This is a genomic window from Actinomadura physcomitrii, assembly GCF_008923205.2.
GTDB lineage: Bacteria > Actinomycetota > Actinomycetes > Streptosporangiales > Streptosporangiaceae > Spirillospora > Spirillospora physcomitrii.
In genome coordinates this window covers 131653-145690 of record NZ_WBMS02000023.1, presented here as the reverse complement: position 1 = coordinate 145690, position 14038 = coordinate 131653, and the positions used below count along the sequence as shown (strand labels likewise).

10 protein-coding genes are annotated in these 14038 nt (G+C 74.9%); 4 read left to right on the top strand and 6 right to left on the bottom strand.

Annotated features, from left to right (window positions below; genetic code table 11):
- On the bottom strand, positions 1-1028 hold a 1028-nt coding region (locus tag F8568_RS27315), incomplete at its 3' end, for a serine/threonine-protein kinase (RefSeq protein WP_151596553.1).
- 570 nt (positions 1029-1598) lie between these two features.
- Here F8568_RS27315 and F8568_RS27310 point away from each other — a divergent pair.
- Entirely contained in the window at positions 1599-3029 is a 1431-nt protein-coding gene (locus tag F8568_RS27310) for a DEAD/DEAH box helicase (protein WP_328601040.1), read from the top strand.
- A 173-nt stretch (positions 3030-3202) separates the two neighbouring features.
- Here the strand turns inward: F8568_RS27310 and F8568_RS27305 are convergent, their stop codons facing one another.
- A complete protein-coding gene (locus F8568_RS27305; protein WP_151596551.1) occupies positions 3203-3892 on the bottom strand; it encodes a glycerophosphodiester phosphodiesterase in 690 nt (229 codons plus the stop codon).
- A gap of 70 nt (positions 3893-3962) precedes the next feature.
- Between F8568_RS27305 and F8568_RS27300 the strand changes: the two genes are divergently transcribed.
- The gene (locus tag F8568_RS27300) at positions 3963-4841 is read left to right on the top strand and encodes an alpha/beta fold hydrolase (RefSeq protein WP_151596550.1); all 879 of its coding nucleotides are present in this window, start codon (positions 3963-3965) and stop codon (positions 4839-4841) included.
- A gap of 42 nt (positions 4842-4883) precedes the next feature.
- Here F8568_RS27300 and F8568_RS27295 read toward each other — a convergent pair whose 3' ends face one another.
- Genes F8568_RS27295 through F8568_RS27285 form a run of 3 tightly spaced genes read right to left on the bottom strand, consistent with a single transcriptional unit; the run spans position 4884 to position 11933 of the window.
- Positions 4884-5687 (bottom strand): class I SAM-dependent methyltransferase, encoded by an 804-nt coding sequence (locus F8568_RS27295; protein ID WP_151596549.1) that lies wholly within the window; start codon positions 5685-5687, stop codon positions 4884-4886.
- Positions 5688-5712: 25 nt separating this feature from the next.
- Complete coding sequence (locus F8568_RS27290) at positions 5713-6147, bottom strand: acyl-CoA thioesterase (protein WP_160573775.1); 435 nt, start codon at positions 6145-6147, stop codon at positions 5713-5715.
- Positions 6144-11933 carry an SDR family NAD(P)-dependent oxidoreductase gene (locus F8568_RS27285; protein WP_151596547.1) on the bottom strand — a complete coding sequence of 1930 codons (5790 nt, stop codon included), beginning with the start codon at positions 11931-11933 and terminating at the stop codon, positions 6144-6146. The genes F8568_RS27290 and F8568_RS27285 overlap by 4 nt, the downstream gene beginning before the upstream one ends.
- 494 nt (positions 11934-12427) lie before the next feature.
- On the opposite strand from F8568_RS27285, the gene F8568_RS27280 reads away from it, so the two are divergent.
- Positions 12428-13255 (top strand): helix-turn-helix domain-containing protein, encoded by an 828-nt coding sequence (locus F8568_RS27280; RefSeq protein WP_160573774.1) that lies wholly within the window; start codon positions 12428-12430, stop codon positions 13253-13255.
- Between the two features lie 156 nt (positions 13256-13411).
- On the opposite strand, the gene F8568_RS27275 is transcribed toward F8568_RS27280, so the two are convergent.
- Positions 13412-13930, bottom strand: coding sequence for an ATP-binding protein (locus F8568_RS27275; RefSeq protein ID WP_407924487.1), 519 nt, complete (start codon positions 13928-13930; stop codon positions 13412-13414).
- Between F8568_RS27275 and F8568_RS27270 the strand changes: the two genes are divergently transcribed.
- Positions 13837-14037, top strand: a complete 201-nt coding sequence (locus tag F8568_RS27270) for a DUF397 domain-containing protein (protein WP_151596568.1) — start codon at positions 13837-13839, stop codon at positions 14035-14037. The genes F8568_RS27275 and F8568_RS27270 overlap by 94 nt on opposite strands.
- Position 14038: the final 1 nt, after the last annotated feature.

Here is a 14038-nt window from a genome sequence, read left to right as displayed (position 1 = left end):
GCCGCCGCGGCGGCGACGGCCGCGGCGACCTTGGCGCCGGTCGCCGCGAACAGCCCACCGCCGGCCGCCGCGCCGCCCGCAGCGGCGCCGCCCGCCGCCCCGCCCGCCGCCGCACCACCCGCTGCCCCCGGGACCAGCCCGGCGGCGGCCAGCGGGAACACGGCCGCGAACGCGACGGCCGCACCCGCCAGCGCGCGCATGCCCCGCCCCTCCCAGCCCGGCCCGTACGCCGCCGCGGCGGCGGCCTCCAGCTCGGCGGCGAACGCGGCGGCGCCCGGCGGACGCTCCTCCGGCGACTTGGCCATCCCCCGCACGACCAGGTCCCGCAGCCCCTCCGGGACCCGCTCCGCCGGGACGGCGCCGTGCAGGTGCCCGTCCCGCAGCGCCGCCAGATCCCCCGAGAACGGCCGGCCGCCGGTGACGCACTCGAAGAACACGCAGGTCGCGGCGTAGACGTCGGTGGCGCCGGAGGCGGGCCGCCGCTCCCACTGCTCGGGCGCCATGTAGGCGGGCGTCCCGGACCCGGCGCCGTCCCCGGCCGCGGTCGCGATCCCGAAGTCGATCAGCTTGCTCAGCCCGTCCGCCCGGACGACGACGTTGGCGGGCTTGTAGTCGCGGTGCACCACGCCCGCCGCGTGGGCGGCGGCGAGGCCGCGCAGGGACCCCTTCAGCACGGTGAGCGCCGCCTCCGGCTCGAGGGCGCCGTGCTCGGCGAGGATCCGCTTGAGCGAGACCCCGTCCACCGCCTCCATCACGAGCGCGGCGCCGCGCGCGGCGCTGACGAACCGGTACAGCCGGACGACGTGCGGGTCGTCGACGCGGCCGAGCATCACCGCCTCGGCGCGCAGCCGCTCGATCGCCGCGTCGTCGCCGTCCCGGCGGGCCAGGTACTTGATCGCGACCGGCGTGCCGGCGGAGTCGTGCCGGGCCAGCACGACGCGGCCCTGCGCGCCCGCTCCCAGTTCCCTTATTTCGGTGAACCCCTCGACCCGCCAAGGCGGCGTCCCGGTGCCGGACGGTTCGATCATGCCCCTCAATCTGGGGCACGGGACGCCGGCGGGCAACCGGTGATCGTCCGTGCCCCGCGGTGTCCGGATGTGGCCGCCGGGGCGGGCCGGGGCGGCGGTCCGTCCGGGCCCGTTCCATGCGACGGATCAGCGCTGGCGAGCTGGGATGGAATAGACGAAAACGCGGAAACGTTGGGTCCAGTGATCGGCTATTGGTGTATGCAACTGACGGTCGGTACACTGCGTTGCGGAGTGTGACCGCACGCAGCCACAGCGAGTGACTGCTTTCAACCCCTGACTGCGGTCGCCGAGACATTTTGATCAACGGCTGGTCCCTCCCGCGCGAGCGCGCGGCCACAGGAAGCGATCGGCGGACGCGCCCGGACGGCGGAGTCCCGCCGGCGGCCACTGTGACCTCGATCGACTGCGCCCCTGACGGGCCCGCCCACCGGCATCCGGCCGACGTGGGCGCCGAGCCGCGCCGCACCGGGGAGCGAGGACCCCGCACATTGGAGGCTGAAAGCCCTGACTACCTTTCGTGAACTCGGGGTCGTCCCCGAGATAGCCGATGCCCTGCAGGCCGAGGGCATCGTGGAAGCGTTCCCCATCCAGGAGCTCGCCCTGCCGATCGCGCTGGGCGGGCACGACATCATCGGGCAGGCCCGCACCGGCACCGGCAAGACGCTGGCGTTCGGCGCGGCGCTGCTCCAGCGCATCGAGCACGGCGGCAAGAAGCCGCAGGCGCTCGTCGTCGCGCCGACCCGCGAGCTGGCCCTGCAGGTCACCGACGACCTGCTGGCCGCCGGCGGCAAGCTCGGCACCCGCGTGCTGTCGGTCTACGGCGGCCGCGCCTACGAACCGCAGATCGACGCGCTGCGCGAGGGCGTCGACGTCGTCGTCGGCACCCCGGGCCGGCTGCTCGACCTGGTCAAGCAGAAGCACCTGGACCTGTCGCAGGTCGGCGTGCTGGTGCTGGACGAGGCCGACCGCATGCTCGACCTCGGGTTCCTGCCCGACATCGAGCGGATCATCGACCGGATCCCCGCGCAGCGGCAGACGATGATGTTCTCGGCGACGATGCCGGGCGAGATCGTCGCGCTGTCGCGCCGCTACCTGACCCGCCCGACCAACGTGCGGGCCGAGGCGCACGCCGAGTCCGACGCGACGCCGCAGGTCGTCCAGCACGTCTTCCAGGCCCACCAGATGGACAAGCCGGAGATGCTGGCGCGGCTGCTGCAGGCCGAGGGCCGCGGGCTGACGATGATCTTCTGCCAGACCAAGCGGGCCTGCGACCGGGTCGCCGCCGACCTGGTCCAGCGCGGCTTCGACGCCGCCGCCGTGCACGGCGACCTCGGGCAGAGCCAGCGCGAGCGGGCGCTGCGCGCGTTCCGCAACGGCAAGATCGGCGTGCTGGTCGCCACCGACGTGGCGGCCCGCGGCCTCGACGTCGACGACGTCACGCACGTCGTCAACTACGAGTGCCCCGACAGCGCCGACACCTACGTGCACCGCATCGGCCGCACCGGCCGCGCGGGCAAGGAGGGCGTGTCGGTCACGCTGATCGACTGGGCCGACCTGACCCGGTGGAAGCTGATCAACAGCACGCTCGACCTGCCGTTCGCGGCGCCGGAGGAGACCTACTCCACCTCCCCGCACTTCTTCGCGGCGCTCGGCATCCCCGAGGGCACGAAGGGCACCCTGCCGAAGGAGCACCGCCACGAGCGGGCCGGGCTGGACGCCGAGGAGCTGGAGGACATCGGCGAGACCGGCAAGGCGCGCAGCACCGCGCGCCGCGACGACCGGGAGCGTCCGCGCCCCCGCCGCCGCAAGCGCGCCCGCACCCGCACCCGCGGCGGGAAGCCGATCGAGGGCAAGGCGTCCGAGAGCGGCGCGTCGGCGGACGGGGCGTCCGACAACGTCGTCGACGCCGTCGCCACCGAGCGCAAGCGGAGCCGCACCCGGCGCCGCACCCGCGCCGGCCAGCCCACCGCCGATTCGACCGAGGCCACCCGCACGGCCTGACGATCACTCCGACCGCGAGACACGGCCCGCCCGTGTTCTCGCGGTCCTTGTGCTGTGTTCGTTTGCAGTGCCCTTGGCGGTCAGGCGCTGGGGCGCCTTCCCTTCAACGGGCACTGCGTGCGATCGCTGCGTTCCGGTCACCGTCGGCTGAGGTCAAGGACGTCAGCCGACCGTCAGACGCCCGCTTCCCGCATGCCGAGGGCGGTGGTGGGGTGGTCGGTGACGAGCACGGCCACGCGGGGGTCGCCGAGGAAGCGGCGCATCAGCGGCTCGGCGTTGACCGTCCAGATCATCGCGGGGATCCCGGCGCGGCCGCACTGCCGCAGCACCCCGACGCGGGCGAGCCGGTGGTTGAGCGCGACCATGTCGGCGCCGGCGCGGCGGATCTGCCCCAGCGGCGCGAAGTCGCGGGCGACGCCCGGCTCCCACAGGTTGCGGCCCACCGACAGGGCCGTCCGGGTGCGCGGGAAGGCCTTCTTGATCTCCGCGAGCGAGGACACCTCGCCGGTCGTCACCACGAACCGGCCGGGGCCGAACGCGTCGATCGCGAGCGCGACGGTCTCGTGCTCGCAGCCGCGCTCCTTGAGGTCCAGGTGGCCCTGCGCGCCGGACGAGGCGATGATCTCCATGGCCTCCTCCACCAGCGGCAGCGGGCGGGGTGACAGTTCCTTCGCGCGCCGGTAAGACAGCCGTGCCAGCGGCAGCCCGCCGACCTCCCGGTCGTGGTGCACGACCAGCCGTCCGTCGCCGGTGCGCCGGATGTCGATCTCGACGTACTCGGCCCCGGAGCCGACCGCCTCCCGCAGGCCGTTCAGGCCCGCCTCGTCCCGTCGATGCGCCGAGATCGCCGGATTCGCTCGCACGCAACGACGCTACCACCGCGCGGTTTCGGGCCGGTGGCCGGCGGATGCCCGTTTAGTATGGTTGCACTCCGTGAGTACGCCCCGGTTCCTGACCCTGCCCCCCGGCGTGAGCCGGACGATCGTCGAGTCCTCGCGCGGCCCGTTCGCCGCGCTGGAGGCGCTCCCGGGGTCGCGGGTGCCCGAGCGGTGTCCCGCCCTCCTCTTGCCGGGCCTGACCGGCAGCAAGGAGGACTTCCTCGCGATGCTGCAGACCCTCGCCGCGTCCGGCCGCCGCGTCGTCGCGATCGACATGCGCGGGCAGCACGAGACGCCGGGCCCGGACGACCCGGACGCCTACGGCCGCGCGGCCCTCGGCGGCGACCTCGTCGCGCTGCTGGAGGCGCTCGGCCCGGACCCGGTGCACCTGGTGGGGCACTCGTTCGGCGGGCTGGTGGCGCGGGAGGCGGTGCTGGCGGGGCCGGCGCGTCCGGCGTCGCTGACGCTGATGAGCTCCGGGCCGTCGGCCGTGACGGGCCCGTCGGCGGACAAGGCGCGGGCGCTGCGGGACGCGATCCCCGAGCTGGGGATGGCGGCGATCTGGAGCATCGGCATGGAGCCCGACTACGTCGCGAGCGGGGTCCAGGGGGAGATCCTGGCGTTCCTGAAGGACCGGACGCTCGGCAACTCCGAGGCCGGGCTCGTCGGGATGTCCCGCGAGATCCTCACCGCCCCGGACCGCGTTGACGAGCTGGCCAAGCACTGCGGGGACACGGGCCTGCGCACCCTCGTCCTGTACGGCGAGGACGACGACGTGTGGGACCCGCGCGTCCAGGCGGAGATGGCGGAGCGGCTCGGCGCGGCGAAGGTCGTGATCCCGAGCGCCGCGCACTCGCCCGCCTGGGAGGCGCCGGAGACGACCGCCGCCGCGCTGTCGGACTTCTGGAACCTGTGCGAGCACAGTCTGAAGTGACCCGGGCGGGCCGCGGCGGGTGCCACGGCCCGCAGGGGCCGCTCAGACGGCTGCTGTGAACAGGTAGTTCATCGGGAGGCCCTTGGTGTCGCGGGACAGCGGCGGCCACGGCCAGCGGCCGAACGAGGCGCCCTCCTCGCCCGGCAGCCGCACCTCGCCGGGCGTCCAGCCGCACGCGGTGAGGACGTCCTCGGGACGGTCGGTGCCCCACAGCCAGGGGCAGCCGTCGGCGCGCAGCCGCGCGAGGCCCTCCCGGGTGAACTCGCTGATCATCGACTGGTGGGACAGCAGGTCCCCGGCCAGGGCGCTGCCGGGCGCCGACACCGCCGCGAGCCGGGCGAGCAGCGCGCGGGCGCCGTCCTCCGGCAGGTAGAACAGCAGGCCCTCGACGATCCACAGGGTGGGGACGGACGGGGTCCATCCGGCGGCGCGCAGCGGGACGTCCCAGGGACCGGTCAGGTCGGTGCCGATGCCGCGCCGGTCGCAGCGGTGCCGGACGTCCAGCTCGGCGAGCCTCTTCTCCTTCCACTCCATGAGGTCGGCCTGGTCGAGCTCGTACAGGACGGTCCCGGTCGGCCAGGCCAGCCGGGCCGAGCGGGTGTCGAGACCGGCCGCGACCAGCACGACCTGGGTGTGCGCGGACCGGGCGATCACCTCGTCGAGCCAGCGGGTGCGGATGGCGAGGAACTCGGTGGTGCCGGGGTTGTCGTAGCGCTCCCAGCGGGCGAAGCCCTCGGGTCCGGCGAGGTCCCCGGCGAGGTCGTCGGTGAACAGGGCGTCGGGGCGGCGGGACTCCACCGCGCGGGCGGCGGCCGTCCAGCGGGCGGTCGCGGACACGCCTTCCATGGTCGTTCTCCTTTCGGCGGCGGGCTCAGCGGCGGCCGGCGGTGACGGCGTCGACGAGGCGGCGCATCGACTCGGGGAGCCGGGCGGGCGCCATGTTCCCGTCGGCGTCGGGGCGGACGCAGGCGACGCGCTGCTCGCCGGTGGCGACGAGCTCCTCGCCCTCCGGCCGCTGCCGCCAGTACTCGAACCGCATGGTCATCTGGGTCTGGCCGACCTCGCCGGGCGTCATCCGCACGATCACCTCGTCGAAGATCGTCAGCTCGCGGAGGTACTCGCACTGGCAGCTGACGGTGAGCAGCCGCACCCCGTCGCCGAACCCGGCGACGACGTCGGGGGTGTACTCGCGCAGGCAGAGTTCGCGGGCGCGGCCCTGCCAGCTGATGTAGTTGACGTAGTTGACGTTGCCGAGCAGGTCGGTGTCCTCGATGGTGACGACGTGCCGGTACTCGAAGCCCTTCACGCCCGCGCCTCCCCGGACGGCCCGGTCAGGACGGCGAGGACGACCGGTTCGGCGACGCCCCGCACGCCGGTCGCCATGGTCGCGACGCGGACGTCCCCGGCGGCCAGCACGGCCCAGCCGTCCTCGTGGGTGGAGTGCAGGGTGAACGGCGTCCCGGCGGGCAGCCCCGCCTTGACCGCCGACTCCCCCGCCGCCCACACGCGGGTCGCGGCGGTGTCGAAGTCCTCGTCGAGGGCTTCGGCGAGGGCGAGGCCGTCGGCGCCGAGGAGGCCGGCCCAGGCGTCGCGGTCGCGGGCGGTGACCCGTTCCAGGTCGCAGCCGGGGGTGCTGGTGGCGAGGGTGACGCCGGCGCAGTGCGCGATCGACACGGGCTCGCCGCTGCTCGCCTCCGGCTTGCCGTCGGGGCGGTGGCGCAGCGCGACGTCCCCGCCGAGGAGCCGCCGGACGATCAGCTCGGCGGCCTCGCGCCGGGAGGCGCCCTCCGGGTCGGTGTCGACGGCGGCCCGTCCGGCCAGGCCGAACGCGACGAGCGCGTGCTCGACGTAGGGGCCGAGGAGGGCGGGCACCCAGCCGGCGGGCAGCGGGAACTTCTCCACCATCCGGGTGGTGAAGCCCTCCCACGTCTCGATCAGCTCGCCGTCCTCGTCGGTGACCTCCATGTCCCAGCAGTCCTCGCCCGTCCGGTAGCGGGCGTGGACGAACGCGGCGGTCGCGCCGGCGCGCGGGCCGGGGACGAGCCGCCGCACGCCCGCCGGGATCGCCAGGACGGTCGGCGCGCACAGCGCGAGCGGCTGCATGTAGGCGTCGCGGGCGGCGGGGTCGCCGAGCAGCAGCGTCGGCGGCAGGTAGCGGCCGAACCAGCCGACGCGGGTGTCGGGCAGCAGCCGCGCGGTGACGTGCGTGGCGTCGGCGCGCCGGATGTCGCCCATCAGCCGGAACCGGGGGCCGTGGAACAGCATCGGCCCGTACAGCTCGGTCTGCGGGTCGATCGCCATCGGCGGCAGCGCGGCGTCGTCCGGCCGGACGAGCCCGCCGCCCTTCGGCGTGGCGGCCGGCGCCTCGCAGACGGCGCGGAAGTGGTCCACCTGGAAGTTGGTGGTGCTGCACCGCACGACGGTCGTGACGCGTCCGGCCTCGTCGCGCAGGGCCGCGACGCGGACGGTCACGGCGGCGTCCTGCGCGACGGCGATCGCCCGCAGGAACTCGACATCGGTCATGACGGGCGCGGCCCCGGCCTCGATGTCGAGGCCGAGGAGCGCCGCCGCGGCCTGCGCCATGATCTCCATGCCGACGGTGCCGGGCAGGACGGCCTCGGTGCCGCCGCCGAACACGTGCTCGGCGAGGTACGGGTCGCTCGCCCACGTCACCTCGGAGTCGGCGACCAGTTCGATGCCCGGGTAGTTCACGCGGGTCCGCTCCAGGAACCGCAGCAGCGGCGGCTCGTCCGCGCCGAACGACACGGTCGGCATCTCGCCGAACCGCCCGGTGACGACGGCGACGACCGGCGCGTCCGGGTCGGCGGCGAGGGCGCGCAGCATCGCCACGCCCTGGTCCGGGGTGATCGTGGTGACGCCGGCGCGGGACAGGTTCTCGACGGACCCGAGCCGCTCGCCCATCCCGACGCCCGACCACAGCGACCATTCGACGGCGCGGAACCGGCAGTGCGGCAGCTCGGCGGCGAGCCGTTCGACGAGGTCGCTCTGCCATTCGTTGGCGACGGCGTAGTGGGCTTCGCCGCGCAGCCCGGCGCGTCCGGTCATGCTGCCGAAGGTGATGACGAGCCGCAGCCGCGCGGTGTCGACGGCGGCGAGGACGGCCTCCAGCCCGGCGACCTTCGGGTCGATCGTGCGGGCGTAGTCGTCGTCGGTCAGCTCTTCGAGGAGCTTCGGGACGTTGCCGCCCGCGCCGTGCAGGACGGCGGTGACCTTGCCGAGTTCGGCTTCCGCCTCCTCGACGACCGCCGCGACGCGGACGGCGTCGGTGACGTCGGCGCGCAGGTAGCGGGCGGTGACGCCGGCGGCCGCCATGCGTTCGAGGTTGGCGGTCAGCTCGCCGTCGCCGGCCGGGTCGGACCGTCCGACCAGGGCCAGCTTGGCGCCGCTCTCGCGGGCCAGGGCGAGCGCGCACTCGGCGGAGATGCCCTTGCCGCCGCCGGTGACGAGCAGGACGTCGTCCGGGCCGAGCGGCAGGTCGGCGCCGTGCGGCGCGACCGGCGCGAGGACCGGTTCGCGGCGGACGCCGCCGTCGTGGATCACCTCGCGGAACCGGACCGTGGCGGCGGCGTCCGCGGCGACGCGTCCGGGCGCCGCCGGGTCGGCGAGGTCGGCGGACACGACGGTCGTCGCCACCCAGGGCGCCTCCAGGTGCAGCGTCTTGGCGAACCCGGCCGCGCCGGGCCCGTCCTGGACGATCACGCAGCGCGTCACGTCCTTGCCCGCGAGGACCGCGTCGGCGCCCGCGCGCAGCACCGCGAGCCGCTCCTCCCCCGGCGGGACGATCACCAGCACGCCCTCGCCCAGCTCGGCAACCTCCAGCGCCTCGCGGAACGCGTCCGCGGCCGGGTGGTCGCCGACGACCCGCCAGGCGCCCGGGACGCGCGGCGCGGCGCGTCCGGGCGCGGCGGTCTCGCGGCGGTCCACCGCGAAGGCCCGCACCCAGGGGCCCACGCCCGGCGGGACGATCTTCGCGGCGGCGGCCTCCGCGTCCTCGCCTCCGGCGCCGCCGTTCGCGACGAGTTCCTGCAGCGTCTCGGCGACCTGGCCGAGCGTCGCGGTCGCGTAGCCGGTCGGGGCGGCGGTCTCGGCCAGATCGAGGGTCCGCATCGCCTCGCCGACCAGCTCCGACACCACGATCGAGCTGAGGTGCAGGTCGTCGAGGAACTTGCTGTCGGCCTGGACGGCCTCGAGCGGGAACTCGGCGCGGCGCGCGACCAGCGTGCGCATCAGCATCAGCGGGTCGCCCGCGTCGACCTCGCCGGGGACCTCGCCGGCGGGCGCGCCGCCGGTGGCGGCGGCCCGCGCGGACGCGTCGGCGAGCAGCCCCGCGTCGACCTCCGGGACGTCCTCGCAGAAGTTGTAGATGAACACCGGCTCGGTGTCCGGGTCGAACGGGCGGATCAGCCGGTCGGCGAACAGGCCGGCGACGCGGACCCCCGCGCCCGCGGCGAACGCGGCGCCGAGCGCGGCGAGCAGCCCGCCGAGCGAGTCCTCGTCGGTGCGGGTCGCGACGGCCGGCACGCCGGTGATCTCGCGCGCCAGATGGGTGAGGACCTGGCCGGGCCCGACCTCGATCAGCAGGTCGGCCCGGTCGGCCGCCGCCGTCAGCGCCTCGGTGAACAGGACCGGCGCGGTGATCTGCTCGCGCAGCAGGCGGCGCAGCTCGTCCGGCGCCGTCCCGGCGGCCAGCGGCGCGCCGGTCACGGTGGAGAACACCTGGCGGCGCGGCCCGTCGAGGGGCTCCTCGGCGAGGCGTCCCGCGAACGCGTCGGCGGCGGGCGCGACCAGCGGCGAGTGGAACGCGTGCGACACCGGCAGCCGGACGGCCTGCAGCCCCGCCCGGGTGGCGCGCCCGATCACCTTGAGCAGCCCGTCGGACGGCCCGGACACCACCGTCTGCTTCGGCCCGTTGTGGCCCGCGATGACGACGCCGTCGTCCTGCTCGGCGAGCAGCGCCGCCACCGTCTGCGCGTCGGCGGACACGCCCGCCATCGACCCGCCGTCCTCGGCCAGCTCGCTCATCGTCGCGCCGCGCGCCGCCGCGATCCGCAGCAGCGCGTCCTCGTCGAGCGCGTCCGCCCAGTGCAGCGCGGTGATCTCGCCGAGGCTGTGCCCGACCGCCGCCTGCGCCTGCACGCCCAGCTCCGTCAGCACCCGCAGCCCGGCCGCCGACGCGGTCGCGATGCGCGGCTGCGCCACCGCCGTCTCGACCTGGTCGGCGCCCGCCGGCAGCGCGGCCGCCTCGTACAGCTCGTCGACGGTGTCGAAACGGCGGCGCAGCGCCCCGCCGTCCGACCGGGTGCCCGACCCCTGGCCGGGGAACAGGAACACGATGCGGGGCAGCTCGCCCGGCCCGCCGACGAACACGCCGCCCGCCGGGTCGATGTGCCGGGCGGTCCCCGCTTCGGCGAGCTCGGCGACGCGGCGCAGCGCGTCCGCCAGCTTCGCCGGGGCGCCCGCGACGACCGCGGCCCGCCACGGCCGCCGGTCCAGCCGTCCGGCCAGGTGCGCGGCGAGGTCGGGCAGCTCCGACCGGGCCGCCGCCTCCGCCACCGCGGCCAGCGCGGTCGCGCGCTCGGCCAGCGCCGCCGGGGTGTCGGCGTCCAGCGCGAACAGCTCCGCGTCCTGCGGCGAGTTGAGCGCCGACCGGGTCCGGTTGTCGACGCGCGCGCGGCGGGACGGGCGCGGCGCCTCGACCACCACGTGCGTGTTGATGCCGCCGAAGCCCATCGCGCTGACGCCCGCGCGCAGCGGCACGCCCTCCGGCCACGCCTCGCCCTTGCGCAGGACGCGCAGCACGTCGCCGCCCTCGTCGAGCAGCGGATGCGGCCGCTCGCACCCGGTCGTCGGCGGCAGCACGCCCGCCCCGGCCGCCTTCACGCCCTTGATCAGCCCGGCGATGCCCGCCGCCGCCTTGGTGTGCCCGATGTTCGCCTTGATCGAGCCGACCGCCGCCGGGGCCGCGCGCCCGCCCGCCGCGCGCCGCGCCTCGATCAGCGTCTCCAGCTCCGCCGCGTCGCCGACCGCCGTCCCGGTGCCGTGGCCCTCGAAGTAGCCGACCTCGTCCGGCCCGAACCCGGCGCGCCGGTACGCCCGGTCCAGCGCGAGCCGCTGCCCGTCGGTCTCAGGGCGGGTGATGCCGCCCGCGCCGTCGGACGACACGCCCCACCCGTCGATGAACCCGTGCACGTGGTGGCCGCGCGCGACCGCGTCCTCCTCGCGCATCAGCACGACCATCCCGCAGCCCTCGCCGGGCCAGAACCCGGCCGACCGCTGGTCGTAAACGCGCATCTCCTCGACCGCCAGCGCGCCCGCCCGCGAGAACCCGATCAGCTCCGTGGCGTCCACGCTGATGTCGACGCCGCCCGCGACGGCGAGGTCCATGTCGCCGGAGACCAGCGCGTTGCACGCGGTGATCACGCTCAGCAGCGACGACGCGCACGCGCCGTCCACCACGTAGCCGCCGCCGTTGAAGTCGAAGTGGTTGCAGATCCGCCCGGCGATCGTGTTGGACAGCCCGCCGGCCAGCGAGTCGCCGTCCGGCACCGGGAACGGCGCCTTGTAGGAGTGCTCCAGCTCCGCCAGCAGCGCCGCGAGCCGGTCGCTCGCCACGTCGTTCTTCAGCGCGTCCGCGACGACCCGCCGCACGTACGGCCAGCGCAGCCGCATCTGCGCCGCGCGGATGCCCTCGCCGGTCAGCGAGTTGCCGACCAGCACCCCGGTGGTCTCGCCCGGCGCGCCGCGCCCCTCCGGGAACCCGGCGTCCGCCAGCGCCGCCGCCGCCGTCTCCAGCGCCAGCCAGTGCGTCAGGTCCGCGTTGCGGAACGTCGACCCGGCGACCTTGAACCGGACCCGGTCGAACTCCCAGTCGCGCAGCAGCGCGGCCTCGGTGATGTAGATCTGGTCCGCGGCGTCGCGGTCGGCGCTGTAGTAGTCCTCCAGCCGGATCCGCTGGGACGGGATGCGCCGGAACGAGCGGCGACCGGCCAGCACGTTGTCCCACAGCTCGCCGGGGTCCGCGGCGTCCGGGAACCGGCACGCCATGCCGACGATCGCTATTCGAGAACTCACGGAAAACCCTCCAGATGCGGGGCGGTGAACGGAAATCCGGGCATGCCGGAACGACCGCCATGCCGATGAGCGAAGAAATTACGGCGACCGCCGTGAATGGCGTCCCGAGAGCGCGCGGACGACCGGTCCGGTGCCCGCTCCACCCCAAGATCAACCTAAGTTACTCGACTGTAGGCAAGCGCTCTCGCCGACGTCAAGCGGCCGAAGCCATCATCCGATGACAAATTTTCACCCCGCCGGCGACCATTCTCGACCCACCCGTGCCGCACACCACGCGTTTCCACCCGGGAACACCCTGCCGTGCCCTTTTGACCGTTTCACCGCACACACCGCGACCACCGCACCGCCGACCGTGATATCGCACCCTTTTAATGGACGGCCCGCCCAATAGAGGCGGGGAAAGAGGTCAAGTTTTCAACCACTCCGCCACTGATCGTCACAGTCGGCGACCGGAAAACCGCACAGCGGAACCGCGTTGCTCCTACCCTGGGGACATGCCGGTGGATTACCGAGCCCCGAACATCAACGCGCGCAGCCTCGGGCAGCAGCTGCGGAAGATCCGGGAGCTCCTCGACCTGTCCTACCCCGACGCCGCCGCACTCCTCGGCCGCGACGCCGACTGGCTCGCCCGCCTCGAGACGGGCTTCGGCGACGCCACCCCCGAACAGGTCGGCGCGATCCTCGACGCCTACGGCGTGCCGGACAAGGTCCGCGCCGTCCTGGTCGACCTCGCGTCCCGCCCCGCCGGCCCGCCCTGGCTCGCCCGCCACGTCGGACGCCTCAAGGCCCTCGTCCGCGACATCTACACCGTCGAGTCGGAGTCCCCGTACATCCACACGTTCGGCATCGCCCGCATGCCCGAGCTGACCTGGTGCGAGCAGTACGCCCGGCTCGTCTTCGGGGTCCGCGAGACGGATCCGGACGAGGAGTGGGACCTGCTGCGCAACCGCCAGGAGCACCGCCCCTCCGGCGAGCCCCGCACCCTCGACGTGATCATCGACGGCTACATGCTGCAGAGCCCCGGCTCCCGCCCCGACGTCCTGCACGCGCAGGTCACGCACCTGCTCGACCTGGCCGCCGACGCCCGCGCGACCGTCCGCGTCGTCCCCACGGGCGTCGGCGCGTACCCCGGCCTGCACGGCGCCTTCGACGTCCTGGAGTTCCCCGGCGTCACCGAGCGGATCTCCCTCGTCCACACCGCCCTCGGCATCGACGCCGCCCAGGCCGACCTATGGGACACTTGGAAGCTGGTCGAGGAGAAGGCCCTACCCCCCGCGGATTCCCGCACCCTCCTAGAGACCACCCGCGCCGGCCTGCGTTGACTTGTGGCGGGGGGGGGGGGTGGGGGGGGGGGCAACCACGCCCACCCCCCCCACCACCGGGGGGGCGCCCGAGGGCCGCGCGGGGGGGGTGTGGGGGGGGGGGGGGGGCGGCCCCCCCCCCCCCCCCCCCCCCCCCCCCCACAACTCAACGGGGAGTCAGCGATCGGCCATGTGCGCGGTGCCGGCCGAAGGGCCGGACGGCTCGTCCCGGCTCCCGTCATGGCGGGACGGAGCCGGTGCCGCAGACCGGCCCTTGGTGTGCGGCACCTCGAACCAGACCCGCAGCCGCCCGTCGTCGAGCTGCTCGTAGCCCCAGGACCGGGCGAGCACCCCCAGGATCGGCAGGCCGCGCCCGTGCTCGCCGTGCGGGTCGTCCCGATGGTGTGGGACGGCGCCGCCGCCACCGTCGGTCACCTCGATCCGGATGCCGGCCATGCCCACGTAGGCGTCGACCTCCACGAGGAGCCCCGACCCGTGGACGATCGCATTGGTGAGCGTCTCCGAGAGCAAGGCCGCGAGCGGAGCGCTCAGGTCGTCCCCTAGGCGGTGACGACGCCCTTGTCGGAAACGCCGCGGCGGATATACGTGCGCAACGGCACAGGCGCCACAGCGCGAACGATGGCGCCTGCATCGAAGTGGCGGCGGACGAAGCGGCCGTGCTGGCGCGGGACTCAAAGGACCCGGACGGGCCCGTCCTCGACTTCAGCGGCCCGGCCTCGACCTCCCCCGCTGACCCCGATGCGTTGACTTGTGGCGTGTCGTGGTTATCCGGGGCCGGATAAC